Source organism: Methylobacterium phyllosphaerae, from assembly GCF_001936175.1.
GTDB classification, from domain to species: domain Bacteria; phylum Pseudomonadota; class Alphaproteobacteria; order Rhizobiales; family Beijerinckiaceae; genus Methylobacterium; species Methylobacterium fujisawaense.
Genome location: NZ_CP015367.1, coordinates 3,287,576 through 3,308,780, shown reverse-complemented (window position 1 = coordinate 3,308,780; position 21,205 = coordinate 3,287,576). Strand labels below are relative to the sequence as shown.

At 71.2% G+C, this 21,205-nt stretch carries 22 protein-coding genes; 15 read left to right on the top strand and 7 right to left on the bottom strand.

Features of this window, described 5'->3' with window-relative positions; translation table 11 throughout:
* Nucleotides 1-52: 52 nt before the first annotated feature.
* On the bottom strand, nucleotides 53-802 hold the full coding sequence (gene trmD / locus MCBMB27_RS15010) for a tRNA (guanosine(37)-N1)-methyltransferase TrmD (protein ID WP_043381166.1): 750 nt from the start codon (nucleotides 800-802) through the stop codon (nucleotides 53-55).
* A 75-nt stretch (nucleotides 803-877) separates the two neighbouring features.
* Here trmD and MCBMB27_RS15005 point away from each other — a divergent pair, with 75 nt between their 5' ends.
* Nucleotides 878-1,597: a class I SAM-dependent methyltransferase gene (locus tag MCBMB27_RS15005; RefSeq protein ID WP_075380777.1), complete on the top strand. Its 720-nt coding sequence runs from the start codon at nucleotides 878-880 to the stop codon at nucleotides 1,595-1,597.
* A gap of 7 nt (nucleotides 1,598-1,604) precedes the next feature.
* On the opposite strand, the gene MCBMB27_RS15000 is transcribed toward MCBMB27_RS15005, so the two are convergent.
* The gene (locus MCBMB27_RS15000; protein ID WP_075381983.1) at nucleotides 1,605-2,642 is read right to left on the bottom strand and encodes an aromatic ring-hydroxylating oxygenase subunit alpha; all 1,038 of its coding nucleotides are present in this window, start codon (nucleotides 2,640-2,642) and stop codon (nucleotides 1,605-1,607) included.
* A 406-nt stretch (nucleotides 2,643-3,048) separates the two neighbouring features.
* Nucleotides 3,049-3,678: an ATPase gene (locus MCBMB27_RS14995; protein ID WP_075380776.1), complete on the bottom strand. Its 630-nt coding sequence runs from the start codon at nucleotides 3,676-3,678 to the stop codon at nucleotides 3,049-3,051.
* A gap of 299 nt (nucleotides 3,679-3,977) precedes the next feature.
* Between MCBMB27_RS14995 and MCBMB27_RS14990 the strand changes: the two genes are divergently transcribed.
* From MCBMB27_RS14990 to MCBMB27_RS14945, 10 genes are all read left to right on the top strand, one after another.
* A complete protein-coding gene (locus tag MCBMB27_RS14990; RefSeq protein WP_043381159.1) occupies nucleotides 3,978-4,196 on the top strand; it encodes a glutathione S-transferase in 219 nt (72 codons plus the stop codon).
* Between the two features lie 18 nt (nucleotides 4,197-4,214).
* Nucleotides 4,215-5,777: a signal recognition particle protein gene (gene ffh / locus MCBMB27_RS14985; RefSeq protein WP_043349964.1), complete on the top strand. Its 1,563-nt coding sequence runs from the start codon at nucleotides 4,215-4,217 to the stop codon at nucleotides 5,775-5,777.
* Nucleotides 5,774-6,106, top strand: coding sequence for a chorismate mutase (locus tag MCBMB27_RS14980; protein WP_043349961.1), 333 nt, complete (start codon nucleotides 5,774-5,776; stop codon nucleotides 6,104-6,106). Before ffh ends, MCBMB27_RS14980 begins: the two co-directional genes overlap by 4 nt.
* A 7-nt stretch (nucleotides 6,107-6,113) precedes the next feature.
* Nucleotides 6,114-6,476 carry a 30S ribosomal protein S16 gene (gene rpsP / locus MCBMB27_RS14975; protein WP_020092607.1) on the top strand — a complete coding sequence of 121 codons (363 nt, stop codon included), beginning with the start codon at nucleotides 6,114-6,116 and terminating at the stop codon, nucleotides 6,474-6,476.
* A gap of 11 nt (nucleotides 6,477-6,487) precedes the next feature.
* On the top strand, nucleotides 6,488-7,183 hold the full coding sequence (gene rimM, locus MCBMB27_RS14970; RefSeq protein WP_043349959.1) for a ribosome maturation factor RimM: 696 nt from the start codon (nucleotides 6,488-6,490) through the stop codon (nucleotides 7,181-7,183).
* 435 nt (nucleotides 7,184-7,618) lie between these two features.
* Nucleotides 7,619-7,855 (top strand): DUF6894 family protein, encoded by a 237-nt coding sequence (locus MCBMB27_RS14965; protein ID WP_043349956.1) that lies wholly within the window; start codon nucleotides 7,619-7,621, stop codon nucleotides 7,853-7,855.
* Nucleotides 7,856-7,941: 86 nt separating this feature from the next.
* Nucleotides 7,942-9,003, top strand: coding sequence for an MBL fold metallo-hydrolase (locus tag MCBMB27_RS14960; RefSeq protein ID WP_075380775.1), 1,062 nt, complete (start codon nucleotides 7,942-7,944; stop codon nucleotides 9,001-9,003).
* Between the two features lie 147 nt (nucleotides 9,004-9,150).
* A complete protein-coding gene (locus tag MCBMB27_RS14955) occupies nucleotides 9,151-10,770 on the top strand; it encodes an ABC transporter substrate-binding protein (protein WP_075380774.1) in 1,620 nt (539 codons plus the stop codon).
* A 339-nt stretch (nucleotides 10,771-11,109) separates the two neighbouring features.
* Nucleotides 11,110-11,523 (top strand): EF-hand domain-containing protein, encoded by a 414-nt coding sequence (locus MCBMB27_RS14950; protein ID WP_043349950.1) that lies wholly within the window; start codon nucleotides 11,110-11,112, stop codon nucleotides 11,521-11,523.
* Between the two features lie 370 nt (nucleotides 11,524-11,893).
* On the top strand, nucleotides 11,894-12,220 hold the full coding sequence (locus MCBMB27_RS14945) for a hypothetical protein (RefSeq protein WP_043381150.1): 327 nt from the start codon (nucleotides 11,894-11,896) through the stop codon (nucleotides 12,218-12,220).
* A 73-nt stretch (nucleotides 12,221-12,293) separates the two neighbouring features.
* Here MCBMB27_RS14945 and pcaD read toward each other — a convergent pair whose 3' ends face one another.
* Entirely contained in the window at nucleotides 12,294-13,100 is an 807-nt protein-coding gene (pcaD, locus tag MCBMB27_RS14940; RefSeq protein ID WP_075380773.1) for a 3-oxoadipate enol-lactonase, read from the bottom strand.
* Between the two features lie 412 nt (nucleotides 13,101-13,512).
* Between pcaD and MCBMB27_RS14935 the strand changes: the two genes are divergently transcribed.
* On the top strand, nucleotides 13,513-13,782 hold the full coding sequence (locus MCBMB27_RS14935; protein WP_043381144.1) for a hypothetical protein: 270 nt from the start codon (nucleotides 13,513-13,515) through the stop codon (nucleotides 13,780-13,782).
* A 52-nt stretch (nucleotides 13,783-13,834) separates the two neighbouring features.
* On the opposite strand, the gene MCBMB27_RS14930 is transcribed toward MCBMB27_RS14935, so the two are convergent.
* Nucleotides 13,835-14,218: a hypothetical protein gene (locus MCBMB27_RS14930; RefSeq protein WP_043345682.1), complete on the bottom strand. Its 384-nt coding sequence runs from the start codon at nucleotides 14,216-14,218 to the stop codon at nucleotides 13,835-13,837.
* 101 nt (nucleotides 14,219-14,319) lie between these two features.
* Between MCBMB27_RS14930 and MCBMB27_RS14925 the strand changes: the two genes are divergently transcribed.
* Nucleotides 14,320-14,748, top strand: a complete 429-nt coding sequence (locus tag MCBMB27_RS14925) for a DUF1810 domain-containing protein (protein WP_043381142.1) — start codon at nucleotides 14,320-14,322, stop codon at nucleotides 14,746-14,748.
* 4 nt (nucleotides 14,749-14,752) lie between these two features.
* Here the strand turns inward: MCBMB27_RS14925 and MCBMB27_RS14920 are convergent, their stop codons facing one another.
* Together MCBMB27_RS14920 and MCBMB27_RS14915 are read right to left on the bottom strand one after the other, a co-directional pair.
* Nucleotides 14,753-17,221 (bottom strand): PBP1A family penicillin-binding protein, encoded by a 2,469-nt coding sequence (locus MCBMB27_RS14920; RefSeq protein WP_075380772.1) that lies wholly within the window; start codon nucleotides 17,219-17,221, stop codon nucleotides 14,753-14,755.
* Between the two features lie 161 nt (nucleotides 17,222-17,382).
* The gene (locus tag MCBMB27_RS14915) at nucleotides 17,383-18,048 is read right to left on the bottom strand and encodes an HdeD family acid-resistance protein (RefSeq protein WP_075380771.1); all 666 of its coding nucleotides are present in this window, start codon (nucleotides 18,046-18,048) and stop codon (nucleotides 17,383-17,385) included.
* A gap of 191 nt (nucleotides 18,049-18,239) precedes the next feature.
* Between MCBMB27_RS14915 and MCBMB27_RS14910 the strand changes: the two genes are divergently transcribed.
* Nucleotides 18,240-19,517: an HlyD family secretion protein gene (locus MCBMB27_RS14910; RefSeq protein WP_075380770.1), complete on the top strand. Its 1,278-nt coding sequence runs from the start codon at nucleotides 18,240-18,242 to the stop codon at nucleotides 19,515-19,517.
* Between the two features lie 5 nt (nucleotides 19,518-19,522).
* Nucleotides 19,523-21,190, top strand: a complete 1,668-nt coding sequence (locus MCBMB27_RS14905) for a DHA2 family efflux MFS transporter permease subunit (protein WP_075380769.1) — start codon at nucleotides 19,523-19,525, stop codon at nucleotides 21,188-21,190.
* The last annotated feature ends 15 nt before the right edge of the window (nucleotides 21,191-21,205 follow it).

The window sequence follows — 21,205 nt, the reverse complement described above, 5'->3', positions numbered from 1 at the left end:
CGAGCCGGACGCCGCGGCTCGAGCCGCAGCCGCTGCAGCTCGATCCCTTGGATTACGACCGCGACGGCCCGGTGATCGACCTCGAGCCGGCCTGACCGGGGTCGCCCCCGGCGCGCAGGTCCGGGCGCCGCTCTGCGGTGATTCGCTCGGCTTCCGCCCGCCGCCAGCGGGCGATGGCCGCATGGTTGCCGCCGGAGAGGACGTCCGGGATCGCGCGTCCCTCCCACGCGCGGGGCCGCGTGTAGTGCGGATATTCCAGAAGGCCGCCCTCGAAGCTCTCCTCGACGCCGGATTCCATCTTGCCCATCACGCCCGGCAGGAGCCGTACGCAGGCGTCGAGCACCACCAGGGCGGCGATCTCGCCGCCGGACAGGACGTAGTCGCCAATCGAGACTTCCTCCAGGCCGCGTCCGGCGATCACGCGCTCGTCGACGCCCTCGAAGCGGCCGCAGACGATCAGTGCGCCCGGTCCCGCCGCGAGGTCGCGGACGCGGGCCTGGGTGAGCGGCCGGCCCCGCGGCGACATCAGCAGGCGCGGGCGCGGATCCTCCGCCCCGGTCGCGGCGTCGATGGCGGCGCCGAGCACGTCGCAGCGCAGCACCATCCCGGCGCCGCCGCCGGCTGGCGTGTCGTCCACGGAGCGGTGGCGGCCGAGGCCGTGCGCGCGGATGTTGCGGGCCTCCAGGGTCCAGTCGCCCCGCGCCAGGGCATCGCCCGACAGGGAGACGCCCAGCGGGCCCGGGAACATCTCCGGATAGAGGGTGAGGATCGTGGCCCGCCAGGGCGTGTCCGCGCGTGTCATGGCGCTTGATGGCGTGACGGGTGCGGCACGGTCAACGGACCCGGCACCGTCGGGGCCCCCCGCGGGTTGTCGGCCATGATCCGTGCCCTCGCTGTCCTCTCCGTCGCCCTGGCCGGCCCGGCCCTCGCCGCCGAGCCGCTGGGCCCCCCGGGTGCGCCCGCGGGCGCCTTTCCCAGGCCCGACCGGCCGGTGGCCGAGATCGTCGCGCCGCGCTGGTCCTCGGAGGCCGAGCGGGACAAAGCCGGCGAGTTCGAGCAGGTCGCCAAGGGGATGGGCATCGCCGCCGGCGAGACCGTGGCGGATATCGGCGCCGGCAGCGGCTACTACGTGGTGCGGCTGAGCCCCCGGGTCGGGCCGGCGGGCCGCGTGCTCGCCGAGGACGTGACGCCCGCCTACCTGTCGGCCCTGGAGACGCGGGTGAAGGCGCTGAAAAACGTCACGGTGGTGCGGGGCGAGCCCCATGATCCGCGCCTGCCGCCGGCCTCGGTGGATGCGGCGATCCTCGTGCACATGTACCACGAGATCACCCAGCCCTTCGGCCTGCTCCACAATCTCGCTGCGGGGATGCGCCCGGGCGGGCGCGTCGGGATCGTGGATGCCGACGCGATCCCCTCGCGGCACGGCACCCCGCCGGCGCTCCTGCGCTGCGAACTCGCCGCCGCCGGCTACCGGGAGACCGGCTTCCAGCCGCTGACCGACGGGGCCTATCTGGCGGTCTTCGCGGCGCCCGCGCCGGAGGCACGCCCGAAGCCGGAGGCGATCCGTCCCTGCCGGGACGACGCGACGGCGCGGTAGACGCGCCTCAGGAGCGCCAGCGCAGCTCGCGGCGCTCCAGCGGATTGACGAACGGGCGCCCGTCGCGGGCCGATTCCAGGGCCTCGCGCTTCAGCCGGAAATACCATTGCGAGGGCAGGTCGCCCTGGCCGAACAGGACCATGGTGGGCTTGCGGTCGAGCCCGTCCTGCGCGTGCTGAAGCACCTGCTGGTCCTGGGTGAGGAACTGCCGCATCAGCGGGCGCGCCACCGGCTTGAGCAGGTTCAGAGCCGGCATGCTCCAGTAGAGGGCGTTGGTGAGCAGCGTCCGGTCCGGCGTCAGCGGCGTCGCGAAGGTGTAGTTCGCCACCCGCTTCTCACCCGCGCGGATGCGCTCCAGCCGCACGCCGGGCAGGCGGAACTCGATCTCCACCTCGGGGACGCCGCCGAGCAGGCGGTAGACCGGCGAGCTCGTCGTGGTGGCGTGGCTCGTCATCACGAAGCCGTGGGGCACCGGCTGGAAGGTCTTCACCTTCTCGCGGAGCTGCTTCGAGGGCCGGAACCACCACGAATCGTGGACGAAGGCGACGTGCCCGGGATCGACGAGGCTCAGGGTGGTGAGGTCGAAGGAGGCCTCGACCACGAGTTCGACCACGAGGGAGCCGGCCGGCGCGAAATCCAGTGTGGGCACCTCCGGCACAGCCCCGGTGGCGGGACCGATATGCGGGTTGACCCAGAGGAAGCCGGCGCTCTCGCGGATGGGGAAGCGCTGCACCTGGATGCGGGAGAAGTCGGCCGCGTCGTGCTCCGACAGGGTCGGGACGTCGCGGCAGCGCCCGTCTGTGCCGAAGCGCCAGCCGTGGAACGGGCACATCAGGGTATCGCCGTCGAAGCGGCCCTTCGACAGGGCCATGCCGCGATGGGGGCAGCGGTCGCGCAGCGCGAAGGGCATGCCGTCGGGGGCGCGGCCCAGCACGATCTGCTCGCCGTTGAGTTCCACGGCCCGCAGGCCCGTCCGGCTGCCTGCCGTGCCGAGGCTCCGGGCCTGCCCGACGCAGTACCACGCATTGCCCAGAGGCTGGCGCATCGCGTCGGGATCGAGCGCGGACTCGTCGGCGGGACGTTGCGGATTGGCGAAGGGCGCGTTCAAGGCGGTACGGGCTGACCTCGGGGCACCCGTCATACGCCCCGCCGGAGATGCGGGGAAGCGCGGGCCGGGAGAGGACAAACGGGCGCAGGCGCGGGGCTTCACAAGCCGGGCGCGGCCACTTACCTTCGCGTCACCCGCAACCAACGAAAGGAGGTGATCCAGTGTCTCATTGTCATCAGCCGTGTGTCTCGGCTCATCGGACCTGGACCGTCGCCTCCGGCGCGTCGCTCTAAGACGCGTCAGAGACCCGATCTCGGGACAGTTCCGCCGGACAGCACGGTTCGGCAATGTAAGGGCCACCCTCGCGGGTGGCCCTTCGTCGTTTCGGGGTTCGGATGCCGCGTCAGCGCCGCTGGGACTGGAACAGCGGCTGGGCCAGCGCCTCGGTCCGGGCACGCCACAAGTCGCGCTCCTCGCGCAAGGCATCGCGCTCGCCGACCAGGGTCAGCCGCTCGGACCGCAGGACGTCGCGGTCCGCAAGCGCCCGGTCGCGCTCGGCGCGCATCTCCTCGCGCTCGATCCGGAAGCGTTCCCGCTCCCCGCGGAACTCCTCGCGCTCGATGCGGATCTCTTCCTGCTCGGCCCGCAGATCCTCCAGCGAGCCGATCTCGTCGCGGATGTGCTCGCGCAGGGTCCGGATCTCCTCGGCCAGGATCGCCTGCAACTCGTCCTGGCGCCCGGCTTCCACGCGGAGCTTGGCCTTGAGCATCAGGTTCTCGGCCATCAGCTCGGCGATGTCGGGATCCTCGGTCGCCGCCCGCGGCGCCTCGGGGGCCGGCACGACCCGGGGCGACCACGCCGCCTCGCCGCCGCGGACCCGCTTCGGTTCCGGCTGGGCCTCGGCCGGCCGCGCGTCGCCGTGCGTCTCCGTCGGCGCGTGGGCCTTCATCGCCGCCAGCCAGTCGCGGAGCGGGCCGGTGGCGGGGAAGCTGCCGGACTCGGTCGGCGAGAGGGAGCGGGCGGGTTCCGACATCGGAGGGCGTCCTGAGCGAATATGGCACGAAGACAATCCGAACATGCTTAACGTTCGGTAAAGCCGCACTTCGATCGGCCGCCCATTCCGGCACGCCGCCGCCGGCGGCGGGGCCGGAAAATTGACTTTCCGGCCGTGTACCGCTACGCCCCGCCCTCCCGATCCGTTGCAGATCGACCGATGCCAAGCCGACCGGTCCCATGAGACCGGAGGTCAACGCCCGACAGCGCGTCCGCGCCCTCGGGCGCGATGGGTGTTGGCCGATTCGCGGCGACGGGATCCGCCGGCCGAGGCATCCCATGACGCGCGATCAAGAAGCGTTGAACATCGAGGACGCGATCAACGAGACCTGCCCGTGGTCGGGCAAGCCGATCTCGGCGGATTCGCTGACCCTCTACAACGGGGCCGTGGTCGGCTTCTGCAACCCGGAGTGCCGGGACAAGTTCGCGAGCGCGGTGCGCGGCTTCGAGGCGGCCCTGCAGGCCCGCCGCGTCGAGCGCGCCGGGCTCGAACAGTGACGGCGGGGCTCTAGGATCATGTTCGAAGGCCTGTCCGACCGCCTCTCCGGCATCCTCTCGGGGCTGACGCGCCGCGGCGCGCTCACCGAGGCCGACGTCACCGCCGCCATGCGCGAGGTGCGGCGCGCCCTGCTGGAGGCCGACGTCGCCCTGGAGGTGGTCCGCGGCTTCACCGACCGGGTGAAGGAGAAGGCCGTCGGCGCCGTCGTGCTGAAGTCGGTGACGCCCGGCCAGATGGTCGTGAAGATCGTCAACGACGAGCTCGTGGCGATGCTCGGCACCGATGCCGAGACCGTGGACCTCAACGCCCCCGCGCCGGTGCCGATCCTGATGGTCGGCCTGCAGGGCTCGGGCAAGACCACCACCACCGCCAAGATCGCCCGCCGCCTCTCCGACCGCGAGAAGCGCAAGGTGCTGCTCGCCTCCCTCGACACGCGCCGCCCGGCCGCCATGGAGCAGCTCGCGGTGCTGGCCAAGCAGGTCGGCGTCGAATCCCTGCCGATCATCGCCGGCCAGTCGGCGGTGCAGATCGCCAAGCGCGCCATGGACGCCGCCCGCCTCGGCGGCTTCGACGTGGTGATGCTCGACACCGCCGGCCGCACCACGGTGGACGAGGGCCTCATGGCCGAGGCCGCCGAGGTGAAGGCCGCGACCCGGCCGCACGAGGTGCTGCTGGTCGCCGACGCGCTCACCGGCCAGGACGCGGTCAACACCGCCCGCGCCTTCGACGAGCGGCTCGGCGTCACCGGCATCGTGCTGACCCGCATGGACGGCGATTCCCGCGGCGGCGCGGCGCTCTCGATGCGCGCGGTCACCGGCAAGCCGATCAAGCTCGTCGGCGTCGGCGAGAAGGTCGACGCCCTGGAGGAGTTCCATCCGGCCCGCGTCGCCAACCGCATCCTCGGCATGGGCGACATCGTCTCGCTGGTCGAGAAGGCGGCCGAGACCATCGACCACGAGCAGGCGCTCCGCACCGCGGAGAAGATGCGCAAGGGCAAGTTCGATCTTGAGGACCTGTCCATGCAGCTCGCCCAGATGGAGAAGATGGGCGGCATCGGTGGCCTGATGGGCATGCTGCCCGGCATGGGCGCGATCAAGAAGCAGGTCGAGGGCGCCAACCTCGACGAGAAGATGTTCAAGCGCCAGCGGGCGATCATCTCGTCGATGACCCCGCAGGAGCGGAAGAACCCCGACCTCCTCAAGAACAGCCGCAAGAAGCGCATCGCGGCGGGCTCGGGGGTCGACGTCTCCGAGATCAACAAGCTGCTCAAGATGCACCGGACCATGGCCGACATGATGAAGGCGATGGGCCAGGGCAAGCGCGGGATCGGGCAGGCGCTCGGCTCGATGTTCGGCCTCGGCGGCGGTGGGATGGGCGGCGGCATGCCCGGCTTGCCCCCCGGCATGCCGGAGCCGACGCCGGAGCAGATCGCGCAGCTTGAGAAGCAGTTCGGCGGCAAGCTGCCGCCGATGCCGCCGGGCCTGGGCGGGGGCGGAATGCCCAAGCTTCCCGGACTTCCGGGCCTGGGCGGTCCGAAGCTGCCGGGTCTCGGTGGGTTCATGCCGGGGAAGAAGAAATGAGCATCCTCTCCGCTCAAGCCGTCGATCCCGAACTCGCGCGCCTGCGGGAGAGCATCGACAATTTCGATGCGGCGCTGATCCATCTCCTCGCCGAGCGCTTCCGCTGCACGCAGCGGGTCGGCGAGCTCAAGGCCCGAAAGGGGATCCCCCCTTCCGATCCGGACCGGGAGGCCCGTCAGGTCGCCCGGCTCCGCAAGCTCGCGGTCGAGGCCAAGCTCGACCCCGACTTCGCCGAGAAATTTCTGGCCTTCGTGGTCAAGGAAGTCATTCGGCACCACCAGTCGATCAAGGCGGACCACGAGTCCCAGATCGAGCAACAGCGAAAGTAGTCAGACCATGGCCCTCAAGATCCGTCTCACCCGCGGTGGCGCCAAGAAGCGCCCGTACTACCGCATCGTCGTCGCCGACGCCCGCGCCCCCCGCGACGGCCGCTTCATCGACAAGGTCGGCGCCTACGACCCGATGAAGGCCAAGGACGATCCGGCCCGCATCGTGCTCGACAACGAGAAGATCCAGAGCTGGCTCGCCAAGGGCGCGCAGCCGACCGACCGCGTCCTGCGCTTCCTCGACCAGGCCGGTCTCGCCAAGCGCCCGACCCGCAACAACCCGCAGAAGGCCGAGCCGGGCGAGAAGGCCAAGGAGCGTGCCGCCAAGCGCGCCGAGAAGGCCGCGGCGCCCGCCGAGGACGCCGCCGCGTAAGGCGCCCGATCATGGCGCGCCGCCCCGCAGGTTCCACGCCCCGCGACGGCGGCCGCCGCGGCCGCACGAGCTCGGCGATCGGCAAGATCGCCCCCGATGCGGCGACCTCGCCCAAGGCGCCGGCCCCCAAGCCGGCACCGCTCCCCGTGCCGCCCGATCCGAACCTCGTCCTGCTGGGCGAATTCGGGCGGGCGCACGGCCTCAACGGCGAGGTGAGGCTCAAATCCTACACCGGCGATCCGCGGGCGATCGCCGGCTACGGCGCCCTTCTGACCGCGGACGGACGGTCGTTGACGCTCGCCGACGTGCGTCTCGCCCCCGGTTCATCACCCGACATGCTGATCGCCCGGGTGAAGGGCGTCTCCGGCCGCAGCGCCGCCGAGGCGCTCAACCGCGTCGCCCTGTTCATCCCCCGCGACCGCCTGACGGCCCCCGAGGACGACGACGAGGTCTATACGGCCGACCTGATCGGCGCCACGGCGGTGGACGAGGCCGGGACACTCGTCGGGACGATCGTGGCCGTGCCGAACTACGGTGGCGGCGATCTTCTGGAGCTGCGCCCTCCGAACGGCGGCGCCACGGCGCTCCTGCCCTTCACCAAGGCTTTCGTGCCGGTGCTCGACATGGCGCAGCGCCGCGTCACCGTGGCGGCGCCGGAGGATCTGTTCGCGCCCCCGGGCGAGAAGCCCGCCGACGATCCCGGCTGAAGGGTCGGGCGCGGCCTGTCGAACGGTCGTCGCCCAGTCGAGGCAGCCCGTGCCCTCGCTCGTCCGGGCCGGGACGTCCGCGCCGGACGCAGCTCCGTTAGTTTTCCGCGAATCTCTCTCGCGGTTCTCTCGTGCGCCGAGCCGGCCCTCGGAACGGGCCCAACCCGGGCCAACGCGCTGCCCATCGGCGCTGCGGCGGCGGATCTCCAGTCAGCCCTTCATCCCGAAAAAAGCTCGTCGGTCTGAGGCCCAGGACGGGCGCAATCCACCGGACGGGCCCTTCGCCGGACTGCCCGATGCGCGCCCTCCGGCCGTCGCAGCGGCGGCGTCGGCCGAGCGACCGAGCGGTCTCAAAACCTGAAATTTAAGGCATCATTAACCATAGCAAGACCAATCTTCTCGGCGAACGACTTCTCTTTGAGACGCTTCGAGCCGATGCCCCGCTTCTTCATCGACCTGCACGACGGCTCGCAGCCGATCCATGACGAGGTCGGCTTCGACCTGCCGGACCTCCCCGCCGCCCGCGCCAAGGTGACCCGCATCATGTCGGCGATCGCCCGCGACATGCTGCCGGATGTCGAGCGTCAGGACTATGTCGCCTGTGTCCGCGACGGCGTTGGCAAGATCGTCTACCGGGCGCGCCTGTCGCTCGCCGCCGAGATGGTGGAGTGAGCCGGCGGCGTCCCGCAGGCGCCTGAGGCTCCCCGTCGCGCCACCCGGGCGCTTGACCGGCCCCCGGATCCGGCCATCTCGGATCCATGAAACGGCGCAGCCTGCTCACGGTCGCGAGTGCGGCCACGGTCATGACGCTCGGCGGTGTCGGCTATGCCGCGCACCGGCGCGGCCGGAACCCCTATTACCGCGGCCCGACCTCCGACCATTTCGACGGTTTGCGGTTCTTCCTGCCGGAGCAGGCCACCGACAAGGCGCTGTCCGACGTGCTGCGCTGGCAGGCCAAGCGGCAGCGCGAGCCCTGGCCGAAGAGTTTTCCCAGCCCCTATCCCGCCGACCGGCCGCCCGAGCGCGTGGCGGGCCTGCGGGTCGTGCTGATCGGCCATGCGAGCTACCTCGTGCAGGTCGCCGGCCGGAACATCCTGATCGATCCGGTCTTCGCCAAGCGTGCGAGCCCGGTTCGATTCGCCGGGCCGAAGCGCGTCAACCCGCCGGGCATCGCCTTCGCCGACCTGCCGCCCATCGATGCGGTGCTGGTCACCCACAATCACTACGACCATCTCGATGGGCCGAGCCTCGCCCGGATCTGGCAGGCGCACCAGCCGCTGATCGTGGCGCCGCTGGGCAACGACACGATCCTGCGCGGCTACGACGACACGATGCATGTCGAGACCCGCGACTGGGGGCAGTCGGTCGATCTCGGCGACGGCCTGCAGGTCCATCTCGTGCCCGCCAACCACTGGTCGGCCCGGGGCGTGAACGACCGGCGGATGGCGCTGTGGTGCGCCTTCGTGATCACCTCGCCCCGCGGCGTGCATTACCACGTCGGCGATACCGGCTTCGGCGACGGATCGCTCTTTTCCGACATCCGGGCCCGCTTCGGGCCGCCCCGCCTCGCGACGCTGCCGATCGGGGCCTACGAGCCGCGCTGGTTCATGCATGCCCAGCACGTCGATCCGGCCGAGGCGGTGAGGGCCTTCGCGCTGCTCGGCGCTGAGCAGGCCCTCGGCCACCACTGGGGCACGTTCCAACTCACCGACGAGGGCGTCGAGCGGCCCGCGGAGGCGCTGACGGCCGCCCTCGGCGGGGCCGGCATCGCGCCCGGGCGGTTCCTCGCCCTCAGACCCGGCCAGGTCTGGGAGGTCTGACCGGAGCGGACCCGGGGACCGGCCCGTCGGGCATGATGCATGCATCATTCGGTGTGCCGCATGGGGGCACGGTCCGGACAGCGCCGCCGCGCGCCTGAAGGCGGGTGCCGCGCCCTGCGACGCCCGCGCCTTCAGCCGAGAGACACGATGGACCCGATCAAGCCGACACGCCGATCCCTGATGGCCGGGGGCGTCGCCCTCGCCGCGCTCGGGGCGGCGGGCCGGGCCGGCGCGCAGGGCGCGGCCCCCGGCACCCTGACCTACGGCATCTCGATGACCGACCTGCCGCTCACCACCGGTCAGCCCGACCGGGGGGCCGGCGGCTACCAGTTCACCGGCCTGACCCTCTACGATCCCCTGGTCGCCTGGGAACTCGACGTCGCGGACCGGCCGGGCCGGATGGTGCCCGGGCTCGCCACCGCCTGGGAGGCCGATCCGGCCGATCCCAAGGTCTGGACCTTCCACCTGCGGGAGGGCGTGGCCTTCCACGACGGCTCGACCTTCGATGCCGACGCGGTGATCTGGAACTTCGACAAGGTGCTGAACAAGGAGGCGCCGCATTTCGACCAGCGGCAGGCCGCCCAGGTCCGGCCGCGCCTGCCCGGGGTCGCGAGCTACCGGAAGCTCGACGCGAAGACCGTCCAGGTCGTCACGAAGACGCCCGACAGCCTGTTCCCCTACCAGATGCTCTGGTTCCTGATCTCATCGCCGGCGCAGTACGAGAAGGTCGGGAAGGACTGGGCGAAGTTCGCCTTCGACCCCTCGGGGACCGGGCCGTTCCGGCTGGGGCAGCTGGTGCCGCGGGTGCGCCTCGAATTGCTGCCGAACGTCGGCTACTGGAACCCGAAGCGGGTCCCGAAGCTCGCGAAGCTGACCCTCACCTGCGTGCCCGAGGATCTCGCCCGGGTGAACGCGCTCCTGTCGGGCAGCGTCGACCTGATCGAATCGCCCGCGCCCGACGCGGTGCCGCGCCTGAAGGCCGCCGGCATGCGGGTGGTGGGCAACGAGACGCCCCATGTCTGGAACTACCACCTGTCAATGCTGGAGGGCTCCCCCTGGCGCGACCTGCGCCTGCGCAAGGCCGCCAACCTCGCCATCGACCGCGCGGGCGTCGTCGAACTGATGGGCGGTCTCGCCCAGCCGGCCGTCGGGCAGGTGCAGGAATCGAGCCCGTGGTTCGGCAAGCCGAGCTTCAAGATCAAGACCGACGTGGATCAGGCCCGCAAACTCGTCGAGGAGGCCGGCTACTCGGTCAAGAACCCCGTGAAGGCCACGGTGCTGATCCCGACCGGGGGGACGGGGCAGATGCTGTCGCTGCCGATCAACGAGTTCGTCCAGCAGAGCTGGGCGGAGGTCGGCATCCAGGTGGAGTTCAAGACCGTCGAGCTGGAGGTGGCCTACACCGCGTGGCGCCAGGGCGCCGCGGATCCGAGCCTCAAGGGCGTGAGCGCCGGCAACATCGCCTACGTCACCTCGGACCCGTTCTACGCGATCCTGCGCTTCTACGATTCGCGGCAGATCGCCCCGAACGGGGTGAACTGGAGCCATTACCGCAATCCCGAGGTCGACGCCCTCTGCGACAAGGTCAAGGCGAGCCTCGATGTGGCTGAGCAGAACAGGCTGCTGGCGCGCATCCACGAGATCGTCGTCGACGATGCCGTGCAGGTCTGGGTGGTCCACGACACCAATCCGCACGCGCTTTCGCCGCGGGTGAAGAACTACATCCAGGCGCAGCACTGGTTCCAGGATCTCGCGACCCTCGCCTGACCGGACGTGCGGTGATCATTGTCCCGGGCGGCGGTCCCGCGGCCGGTTAGGGATTTCGGGATCCGTCTCGCCGGCGCCTCTCTCGCGGATCGCCCGGGCCGCCGGCCGTGATTCGGTAACTGTCCGATGATTCGGCCCGGCGACGGATACTGAAACGCGCCGCCGCGCGCCGTCCGGCGACTATGCGCTCTCTTCAGGGGTCGGCTGCAGCCGGCCCCTTTCTCTATGTCCGTGCCCTCTGAGCCGCACCGATCTGCCCCCGGGGCGCAATTTCGCACTTGCAGCATGAGGAGTCGGCGACTAGGAAGATCGGGCATAATTTTTCGGGAGCATCTGGCAATGACCCTTCGTTTCATCAGTGGCTTCGCGGCAGTGACCCTCGCGGTGTGCGGCCTCTCTGCTCCGGCCGCGCTGGCGAAGCCGATGGGCGGAGCGAGCGCCGTCAAGATGATCGACACCGACAACGACGGCACCGTCGACATGAAGGAAGTGGAGGCGGTGGCCTCCGCGACCTTCGATCGTCTCGAGAAGGACGCCGACGGGACCCTCGACGCCCGCGAGCTGAAGGGCCGCCTCAGCCAGGCCGGCGTGAAGCGGGCCGATCCGGACAGCGACGGCACCCTCGACAAGAAGGAGTACCTCGCGGCGGTCGGCGAGCGCTTCAAGATGGCCGATCCGGACAACGACGGCACGCTCGATGCCAAGGAGCTGAACTCCAAGGCCGGCAAGGCTCTCATCGCCCTCATCAAGTAAAACGGGCCGGTCGCTCCCAGTGGAGCATCGATGAGAAGGGCTCCCGCGGAGATGGCCGCGGGAGCCCTTCTGCGTTCGACAGGGCCTTCACCTTCGCGCGGGGCTCTGCAGGATCGAGCCTGCACGTAAAAGTTGTGGTTAACCGCGGGTAAATTCGCAGCCCCATCCTCAACCCGGTTCGGCTGCGGCCCGAAAATCCTCTATCCCCCGTCCCCTGTCCCCGCCCTGCCGCCAGGTTCCGGACGGGCCTGCCCGATAGCCGCGCGGCGCAACCGGGCTGCGACGCTCGACCGCTCATCGACGGCCCGGAGGCCGGTTGACGCTTCTCAACCTGTGAGTGCAACCTCACGATGGTTGAGGGGCCAAGACGATGCGCAACGACCCACCGGAAGACGGAGCGAACAGGTTCGGGCTCGCGGATCTGTGCGCCATCGCGGAGGCGCCGCACGGGGACGCCGCACGGCCATCGGCGGAGGATGCGCCCGCCCTGGGCGCCGAAGGGGACGGGCAGGCCGCCGATGCGGGCGCCGCGGATCTGCTCGGCGAGATCGGCGACACGCTGATCGTCGCCTATCGTCTGGCGGTTCAGGACGGCGATCCGACGACCGTGACCCTCATCCGACAGGCCCTGCTGCATACCGGGCGTCGGCTGGCGCGGGGGATGTCGCCCGCGGAAGCCGGCCTATCCTGTCACTGAAACGGGATCCCCGCGGCAACCGGTCGATGCGGCGCTGCCCGCCATCATCGACCGGAGCGGCCCGGAGGGCCGCCTAGGTGTCCCGGGACGCACGGTCGAGGAAGGCCCGCAGATAGCCTCCGACGGCCTCGGCGCGCTCGACGGCCAGCAGATGGGCGGCGTGGGGCAGGACGAGGAGTTCGGCCTGGGCGATGCTGGCGCAGATTTCCTCGGCCATGGCCGGGGGTGTCGAAGGGTCGTCGCGCCCGGCGATCACCAGGGTCGGCGCGGTGATCGCGGAGAGCGCCGGCCGGAGATCCATGCACCCGATCGCTCCGCAGCACACCGCGTAGCCCGCCGGATCGCAGGCGACGAAGCGTTCGCGGATCGCCTGGATCGCCTGGATCGCCGCAGGATCGCGCTGCGCGAAGCCGGGCGTGAACCAGCGCCCGAGCGTCGCCTCGACCACGGCCGCCAGTCCCTGGGCACGAACGGTCGCGGCGCGCTCCTCCCAGCTCTGCGGGCTCGGCATGTGGGCCGCCGTCGCCATCAGGGTGGCGCTGAGCGCGCGTTCGGGCTCGGCGCTCGCGAGGGCCTGCACGGTCATGCCGCCGAGGGAGAGGCCCACCAGATGGGCCCTGCCGATTCCGAGGGCGTCGAGCAGCCCCGCGAGGTCACCGGCCAGATCCGTCACCGTGATGGGCTGATCCCGGGTTTCCGAGCCGCCGTGGCCGCGCGTGTCGTAGCGCAAGGTGCGGTAGCGCCCGGTCAGGGCCGGCACCAGCGCGTCCCACATCTCCAGGGTCGCACCCAGCGAGTTCGAGAATGCGACGGCGGGAGCGCCTTCCGGCCCCTCGAGGAGGTAGCGGAACCCGATCCCTCCGACTGTGATCTGCGGCATGCGGTTGTCTCCGTCCAAGGTCTTCGCGAGGGCCTTCGCGCGAGGTCTTCGCAGATGTCACGCCGGCGCGACTGTCGGCGCCGACGCGCGCGGGGGCCTGTGCCGGCGCGGGAGCGTCACGGGGGCGGACGAGCCGGTCTGCGCCGCGGGCGCGGCGGCGGGGGGGTCATAAGCTGGCACATCCTCCGCGGGATACGGTCTCCCTGTTGTCCATGCGAAACAATTGCGCGGCGGCACGATCCGTTATGGGCGTCGCACCGGACGCGGCCCACCGGATCCGCCCGGGCGCGGATGACGATGCCGCGAGCCCCCCGGCGCCGGCACGGATCGGGGTGCTGCCTTCAACATGGGTCAATGCACCGGCGGGGGAAACGTCCGACAACGAGCGCCGCGAGGCAGGAGGAGACGAGCGATGCACGACCCTTCGACTGGCGATGCCGCGATCCGACCGGCGGAGTTCTGGGACACGGTGGCCGGGCTTGTGACCGCCAAGGTCGAGCCGGTGATCGGCCGGGGCGACCGGCAGCGGGGTCCGGTGATCGACTACCTGCGCGACCTGGAAGCCCTGGCACGGCGGCAATGCGGCAGCCGCGAGACGGTCCAGATCATCGCCTCGGGCCGGCGGCTTCTCGGCGACCGCAGCGAGATCGGGCCGTCGGATGGTCCGTTCACCCACGCCTGAACGCGGCGCCCGGCGCCGCGCCTGATCGCGCGACGGATGGCCGGGCGGCTCGTCAGAAGCGCCCGCGGCGCGGCGGCTGAAGGGGCGCCGCGCGCGCCATCCGTGACCGGATCAGGTAGATCGCCCCCGCCACCACCCAGGCGGCGCAGGTCGGCGCCACCCATTGCTGCAGGTTCGGCAGCGACCACCCGTACAGGAACTCGGCGCCGAGATGCGCCTGCACGGCATCCCAGCCGGCATGCTTGAGGTCGTGTTCCCGCTGCCCGGCCTCGCGGCCATAGTAATAGGTCGAGACCACCAGCGCCGCGATGCCTTCGGGGCGGGGACTGCGCAGCAGGATCAGCGCGGCCGCCAGGCCGGCAGTCTCGAGGGTGGCCGTCAGGGCGTGGCTCATCGCGGGGTTCGCGACCATGAAGGCGACAAGCGTTCCGAGCATGGGCCGCCCTTACACCCATCGGGGCCGCCCGTCTCCGCAGCCTGCATCCGTGACCGGCGCAACGTCGTTGACGGAGCGGGACCGAGCACCGGAGCAGCGCCATGACCGACAGCCACCAACTCGGCCGCTTCGTCGACGCGCAGGAGGAGATCTACGAATGCGCGCTGGCGGAATTGCGGGCCGGTGCGAAGCGCAGCCACTGGATGTGGTTCGTCTTCCCGCAGATCGCCGGGCTCGGGTCGAGCCCGATGGCGCAGCGCTACGCGATCGGATCCCTGGCGGAGGCCGAGGCCTATGCGGCGCATCCGGTGCTGGGCGCGCGCCTGCGCGCCTGCACGGCCGCCGTCAACGCCGTCGACGGGCGCTCGGCCCACGCGATCTTCGGGTCGCCCGACGATCTGAAGTTCCGCTCCAGCATGACGCTGTTCGACCGCGCCGCGCCCGAGGAGCCGCTCTTCGCCGCGGCGCTGGCGCGCTACTTCGACGGCGTCCCCGACCCGCGGACGCTGGCGAAGCTCCAGGTGGCCTAAGCCCTCACCGGCCCCACAGGCCGACCCGCTCGGCGCGGGCCTGCTCCTCCGCGCCCAGGAGGTCCGGGGGCGCGTCCTCCGTGGCCCGTGCGCCGCCCGCCGCCAGGATCAGCCCGGCGAGGTCGTCGCCCTCGATGCGGCAGCGGGCCGTGGCCCCGTCGGAGAGGCCGGAGCAGACCACCTCGCGGCGGCGCAGGTAGCTGGCGAGCTGGCGGGCGAGATGGCCGCGCTCGCCGACGACGCCGAGGAGGCGCACGACCCGTCCGCGCAGGTTGAGGGTGCCGGTGTCGATCACCTCCGGCACGCCGCGGACCTCGCCGACCGCGGCCGGCTCGACCGTGGGGGCCGGCGCCGGCGCCCGGGGCGGCTCGGCCCGCTCCGCCGAGGGGCGGGGCTTGCCCTTGGCGAGCTTCTCGGAGGCGCGCTGGATGAAGTCGTGGAAGATCCCGGCCGGCATCTCGCCGCCGAACATGCGGTTCATCGGGCTGTCGTCGTCGTTGCCAACCCAGATCCCGACCACGAGGTCGGGGGTCATCCCGACGAACCACGCATCGCGGAAGTCCTGGCTCGTGCCCGTCTTGCCGCCGATGATCTGCCCCGGCACCCGCGCGGCGCGGCCGGTGCCGGATTCCACCACCGCCTGGAGCGAGTCGAGCATCATGGTGCGCGGCCCCTGCGCCAACGTCTGGCCCGGGGCCGCGTCGGCACGGACGTAAAGCGGCTGCGGCGCGGCCCCGCGGATCGCCTGGATGCCGTAGGCCTGGAGCGGCGTGCGCCCGGACAGGACCGAGCCGTAGGCGCGGGCCATCTCCAGGAGGCTCACCGCGCCCGAGCCGAGAACGAGGCTCGGCACGTTCGGCAGGTCCGACTGGATCCCGAGCTTGCGCGCGGTGGCGATCACCGCCGGGATGCCGACATCCTGCCCGAGCTGGGCCGCTACGGTGTTGATCGAGAGCGCGAAGGCGGTCCGCAGCGGCACCGGCCCGCGGTAGCGCCCGTCGTCGTTCTCCGGGTCCCAGTCGCCGATCTGGACCGGACGGTCGACCATCACGGATTCCGGCGTGTAGCCCTTCTCGTAGGCCGTCAGGTAGACGAGGAGCTTGAACAGGGAGCCGGGCTGGCGCTTGGCCTGGACGGCGCGGTTGAACTGGCTGTCCTCGTAGTCGCGGCCGCCGACCATGGCGAGGATCGCGCCCTCCTTCGACAGCACCACCATGGCGGCCTGGCCGACCTTGCGGCGGGCGCCGTCCTTGTCGAGCCGGCGGGCGACGACGCCCTCGGCGAGACTCTGCAGGTCGAGGTTGAGGGTCGAGCGCACCGTCATGTCGCCGTCGGTGCCGGCGAGGCGCTTCACGTCGCCCGCGATCATGTCGAGGAAGTAGTTGGTGCCGGGCGGCGCCTCAGGGGGCGATTTCAGGGTCACGCTCTGCTTGCGCGCGGCGTCGGCCTCTGCTTGCGTGATCGCGCCGGTCTCGACCATGGCCTGGAGCACCACGTCGGCCCGCTCCTTGGCGCCGCCGAGGTTGCGGGTCGGGGCGAGCTGCGAGGGCGCCCGCACCAGCCCGGCCAGCATCGCCGATTCCGGCAGGTTCAGGGCCTTGGCGGGCTTGCCGAAATAGCGCCGCGCCGCCGCGTCCGCCCCGTAGGCGCCGGCGCCGAAATAGGCGGAATCGAGATAGCCGAGCAGGATCGCGTCCTTGCTCATCGTCGATTCGACCCGCAGCGCCAGGAAGGCTTCCTGCACCTTCCGCCAGAGCGTCTTCTCCTGGTTGAGGGAGGTCAGGCGGACATATTGCTGGGTGATGGTCGAGCCGCCCTCGCGCACGCCGCCGCCGCGGAGATTGCGCCACGCCGCCCGGGCGAGGCCGCGCAGGTCGATGCCCCAGTGGCTGTAGAAGCGGCGGTCCTCGATCGCCACGATCGCCTGGGCGAGGTGCGGCGGCAGGTCGGCCGCCGTGAGCTTCTGGCCGCGGAAGCTGCCGCGGGTGGCGAAGACCCGGCCGTCGTCGGCCTCCACGGTGATCGCCCGCTGGCCGGTCTCGACCACGGCGCCCCCGAGCGGCGGCAGGGTCACCAGGGCCGCGAACAGGTAGACCGCCAGCGCCAGGACCGGCAGCAGGATCACCAGGCCGGCGGCGAGCAGGGCCGGGTGCCGGCGGCCGAGGATCGTCCGGGCGCCCCGCCGCTCGACGCCGCGCCCATCGACCTCCGGGACGCCGGTGTCGGCCGGCCTCTCGACCGAAGCCGACCGCGTGCGCGCCCGTGCCGCTGCGCGGGCGGAAATGGCCCGGCCACCGCGCGCGAGGCCAAGGCCGGCCGCGGTCACCATGGTCCGGAGATGCCGGGCCAGGTCGCGCGCGGCGCGCCCGGCCTCGCGGGCGGCGAGGCGCGGGTCCGGGGACTCGGCGGCTGGAGCCGGCTTCGGCGGGTTCGGCCCGTCGGCCGGGGCGCGTTCCGGCGCGTCGGGCGTCATCGTGGTTCGGGTTCCGGGACCGATCGATCCGGTCGAGGGAGCCTTCTAGGCCGCATCCGATCCCGTGTCCCGCGCGTGCGGGGACGCAGGGCGACCGGCGCGTCGATCGCGCCGCGACCGTGTGGATCGGGCCACGGGGCCCGATCCGGTTTGGGACCGGCTCACCGGCCGAGCGGCGTTCCCGGCCCCGCGGCCGCCCCGTGCCGGCTGCGCAGCTGGAAGGCCAGGATCAGCAGCAGGATGCCGAAGGCGAAGGTGTAGGAGCCGATCCACAACGTCAGCACCAGGGCCGACATGCCCGGGTTGATGAGCAGCGCGAGGCCGAACAGGATCGACACGACCCCGCCGAGGACGAGCCACCACCGGCCGTAATGCAGATGCAGGCGGAAGGCGGCCGCGATCATCAGGCCGCCGGTCACCAGCGCCCATACGGCGAGCAGCAGCACGAAGGCCCAGACGGCCGCGGCCGGCACCAGCGCCGCGGCGACGCCCACGACGATGTCGACGACGCCCTCGAGCAGCAGGAAGCCCCAGCGCTCGTGACGCTGCGCCGCGCGGACCGCGCCCACGATGGCAATGATGCCGTCGGCAAGCATGTAGGCGGCGAAGAACAGCACCAGGGACAGCACGAAGGCGCCCGGCGCAACGAACGCGATGACACCGAACAGGATCGCGATGACGCCGCGCAGCGCCACGAGCCACCAGTTCCGCGCCAGCGCCGCGCTCATGGCGTCGAGGCGGGCGACGCCGACGAGCGGGATGCCGGTGGGCGAAGTCGGCGAGCCGGAGCCGGGGCTCTGCGGGGTCGGGGATGGGCTGTGCGTCATGGCGTACTCCTGGGCTCGGTGCCCGAGAACGGCAAAGGTTCCGGGCGCAGAACGCCGCAGGGCCGCCTGCGTTCCGGTGGCCCGCTCCGCGCATGGAACCTTGAGCCTGCGGCCGGCTTTTGCTGCCTGAGGCGGGCGATGCGACAAGCCCGGTCACCGTGCGGTGACCGGCCATCGGGCGGCGACTTCCCATGTTTGACGATCAGCGGCCTTCCTCCGAGGGTGAGGCGCGCCCGCATCCCGCCGACGGCCGTCCGGCCGTGCGCGAACGGGACGTGCTGGATCTCGGCCGGGCCAAGCCCGCCCGGGACGCTGGCGCCGCCCAGGAGACCGCCCGCAAGCCGGGCACGGAGGATGCGGCCGACGACGCAGAGGCGCAGGACGGCCAATCCGACGACGCCGCGGAAGATGCCGACGACCGCGAGGACGACGCCCGGCGCCCGAACGTCCTGCGGCGCCACCCGTTCGCGTTCCTGCTCGGCGGCCTCGCGGTCGTCGCGCTCTGCGTCGGCGTGTTTTTCTACTGGTTGCTGTACATGCACCCCTACGAGAGCACCGACGATGCCTTCGTCGACGCGCGCAGCATTGCGGTCCAGCCGAAGGTCGGCGGCTACCTCGTCGATGTGCCGGTCACCGACAACCAGCACGTCGAGGCCGGCCAGATCCTGTTCCAGATCTTCCAGCGCGACTATCAGATCGCGCTCGATCAGGCGAAGGCGCAGATCGAGGCCGACGAGGCCGGCATCAAGAACATCGATGCGCAGATCCAGGCGCAATACGCCAACATCGACGTGTCCAAGGCGCAGGTCGCCACCGCCGAGGCGGCGCTGAAGTTCGCCCAGGAGGATGCGGCCCGCTACAAGGACCTCGCCGAGCGCGGCTCCGGCTCGATCCAGCAATCGCAATCGGCGACCTCGACGCTGCAGCAGCGGCAGGCCTCCCTGCAGAGCGCCCAGGCAAGCGTGGTGGCGGCCCAGAAGCAGATCGGCGCCCTCCAGGCGCAGAAGGCCTCGACCCAGGCGCAGCTCGCCCGCGACCGGGCACAGGTGGAGCAGGCCGAACTGAACCTCGGCTACACGACGGTCCGCGCCGTGCAGGCCGGCCGCGTCGTGCGGCTGACCGGCGGCATCGGCCAGCTCGCCCAGGCCGGCCAGAGCCTGGCGATGTTCGTGCCCGACGACATCTGGGTCACGGCGAACTTCAAGGAGACCCAGATCACCGACATGCGGCCGGACCAGCCGGTCGACATCGAGATCGACGCCTATCCGGGCCGCAAGATCCAGGGGACGGTGGCTTCGGTGCAGCCGGGCTCGGGTACGGCCTTCAGCCTGCTGCCGGCACAGAATGCCACCGGCAATTACGTGAAGGTGACCCAGCGCATCCCGGTCAAGATCGTGGTCAAGAACTGGCCGACGGACGTGTCGATCGGCCCGGGTATGTCGATCGTCCCGACCGTCACGGTGCGGTGACCGCCATGGCCGGCGGGACCGGTGCGGCCGCGTCCGGACGCAAGCCGAACACAGGCAAGGCGCAAGGAGGCAAGGCGCGAGGCGGCACGGCATCCGCGAAGGCGCCGGGTGGCCACAATCCGTGGCTGATCGCCGGCGTGGTGGCGCTGGCGACCTTCATGGAGGTGCTCGACACCACCATCGCCAACGTGGCGCTGCGCTACATCTCGGGCGGCCTCGCGGTCGGCCCCGACGAGGCCGCCTGGGTGGTGACGAGTTACCTCGTGGCCAACGCGATCACGCTCACGGCGTCGAGCTTTCTGGCCAAGCGCTACGGCCGCAAGGCGTTCTTCATGTGGTCGGTGGCCCTGTTCACCGTCTCGTCGATCCTGTGCGGCTTCGCCTGGAGCCTGGAATCCCTTCTGCTGTTCCGGGTGCTGCAGGGGCTCGGCGGCGGCGGCATGGCGCCGCTCGCCCAGTCGATCCTGGCGGATTCCTTCCCGCCCGAGAAGCGCGGCCAGGCCTTCGCGCTCTACGGCGTCGCCATCGTGGTGGCCCCGGTGATCGGCCCGACCCTCGGCGGCTGGCTCTCCGACAACGCCTCCTGGCACTGGTGCTTCCTGATCAACGGTCCGGTGGGGGTCATCGCCCTCGGGCTGATGTACTGGCTCATCGAGGACAGCGCGGCGGCCAAGAAGGAGCGCCGTGCGCTGGTCCGGAAGGGGATCCGCTTCGACATCGTCGGCTTCGTGCTGGTCGCCCTGTTCCTCGGCTCGCTGGAGGTGATCCTCGACGAGGGCCAGCGGAAGGACTGGTTCGGGACCTCGACGCTGATGAACGTCTCCGGCGTGCTGATGGTCGTGTCGTTCGTGGCCATGATCCCCTGGCTCCTGACCAAGAAGAACCCGGCCGTCGATCTCCGCCTCATCGGCAACCGCCAGTTCGGCTCCTGCTTCCTGGTGATGATGTTCACCGGGGCGATCCTGATCGCCACCACGCAGTTCATCCCGCAGATCACGCAGGAATATTACGGCTACACCGCCACGCTGTCGGGGCTCGTGCTCGGTCCGGGGGGCATCGTCACGGTGGTGATGATGTTCCTCACCGGCCGCGTCTCCGCCTACGTGCAGCCGAAATGGCTGATCGCCGCCGGCATGACCATCGTGGCTTTGGGCATGGTCGACCTGACGCGGCTCGACGGCTCCACGACGTTCTCGTTCTTCGCGTGGTCGCGGGTCTATATCGGGATCGGCCTGCCCATGGTGTTCCTGTCGATCACCTCGGCCTCGTACGAGGGAATCCGCAAGGACCAGACCGATCAGGCCTCGGCGCTGATCAACGTCGCCCGCAATGTCGGCGGCTCGATGGGCGTCTCGCTGGCCCAGAACATCCTGGCCTACCGGAGCCAGTTCCATCAGAGCCGCCTGGTGGAGAGCGTCAACCCGACCGCGCCGGCCTATCAGGAGACCATGCGGCAGGCGACGCAGTACTTCTCCGAGCACGGCTATGCCGGCGTCGAGGCCCAGAGCCAGGCGACCGCGTGGATCGGGAGCGTGCTCAGCACGCAGGTGGCGTACTGGGCCTATATCGACGTGTTCTGGGTGCTCGGCCTCGTCGCCGCCTGCGCGGTCCCGCTGGCGCTGAGCCTGAAGAGCGTCAAGCTCGGCGGCGGGGCGCCGGCCGGGGGCCATTGAGGCGGATCGGCTTGG

Bases quoted from the DNA above. Each gene is read 5' to 3' on its own strand.
- trmD (WP_043381166.1), bottom strand. From the start codon at position 802: ATGACACGCGCGGACACGCCCTGGCGGGCCACGATCCTCACCCTCTAT.
- MCBMB27_RS15005 (WP_075380777.1), top strand. From the start codon at position 878: ATGATCCGTGCCCTCGCTGTCCTCTCCGTCGCCCTGGCCGGCCCGGCC.
- MCBMB27_RS15000 (WP_075381983.1), bottom strand. From the start codon at position 2,642: ATGCGCCAGCCTCTGGGCAATGCGTGGTACTGCGTCGGGCAGGCCCGG.
- MCBMB27_RS14995 (WP_075380776.1), bottom strand. From the start codon at position 3,678: ATGTCGGAACCCGCCCGCTCCCTCTCGCCGACCGAGTCCGGCAGCTTC.
- MCBMB27_RS14990 (WP_043381159.1), top strand. From the start codon at position 3,978: ATGACGCGCGATCAAGAAGCGTTGAACATCGAGGACGCGATCAACGAG.
- ffh (WP_043349964.1), top strand. From the start codon at position 4,215: ATGTTCGAAGGCCTGTCCGACCGCCTCTCCGGCATCCTCTCGGGGCTG.
- MCBMB27_RS14980 (WP_043349961.1), top strand. From the start codon at position 5,774: ATGAGCATCCTCTCCGCTCAAGCCGTCGATCCCGAACTCGCGCGCCTG.
- rpsP (WP_020092607.1), top strand. From the start codon at position 6,114: ATGGCCCTCAAGATCCGTCTCACCCGCGGTGGCGCCAAGAAGCGCCCG.
- rimM (WP_043349959.1), top strand. From the start codon at position 6,488: ATGGCGCGCCGCCCCGCAGGTTCCACGCCCCGCGACGGCGGCCGCCGC.
- MCBMB27_RS14965 (WP_043349956.1), top strand. From the start codon at position 7,619: ATGCCCCGCTTCTTCATCGACCTGCACGACGGCTCGCAGCCGATCCAT.
- MCBMB27_RS14960 (WP_075380775.1), top strand. From the start codon at position 7,942: ATGAAACGGCGCAGCCTGCTCACGGTCGCGAGTGCGGCCACGGTCATG.
- MCBMB27_RS14955 (WP_075380774.1), top strand. From the start codon at position 9,151: ATGGACCCGATCAAGCCGACACGCCGATCCCTGATGGCCGGGGGCGTC.
- MCBMB27_RS14950 (WP_043349950.1), top strand. From the start codon at position 11,110: ATGACCCTTCGTTTCATCAGTGGCTTCGCGGCAGTGACCCTCGCGGTG.
- MCBMB27_RS14945 (WP_043381150.1), top strand. From the start codon at position 11,894: ATGCGCAACGACCCACCGGAAGACGGAGCGAACAGGTTCGGGCTCGCG.
- pcaD (WP_075380773.1), bottom strand. From the start codon at position 13,100: ATGCCGCAGATCACAGTCGGAGGGATCGGGTTCCGCTACCTCCTCGAG.
- MCBMB27_RS14935 (WP_043381144.1), top strand. From the start codon at position 13,513: ATGCACGACCCTTCGACTGGCGATGCCGCGATCCGACCGGCGGAGTTC.
- MCBMB27_RS14930 (WP_043345682.1), bottom strand. From the start codon at position 14,218: ATGCTCGGAACGCTTGTCGCCTTCATGGTCGCGAACCCCGCGATGAGC.
- MCBMB27_RS14925 (WP_043381142.1), top strand. From the start codon at position 14,320: ATGACCGACAGCCACCAACTCGGCCGCTTCGTCGACGCGCAGGAGGAG.
- MCBMB27_RS14920 (WP_075380772.1), bottom strand. From the start codon at position 17,221: ATGACGCCCGACGCGCCGGAACGCGCCCCGGCCGACGGGCCGAACCCG.
- MCBMB27_RS14915 (WP_075380771.1), bottom strand. From the start codon at position 18,048: ATGACGCACAGCCCATCCCCGACCCCGCAGAGCCCCGGCTCCGGCTCG.
- MCBMB27_RS14910 (WP_075380770.1), top strand. From the start codon at position 18,240: ATGTTTGACGATCAGCGGCCTTCCTCCGAGGGTGAGGCGCGCCCGCAT.
- MCBMB27_RS14905 (WP_075380769.1), top strand. From the start codon at position 19,523: ATGGCCGGCGGGACCGGTGCGGCCGCGTCCGGACGCAAGCCGAACACA.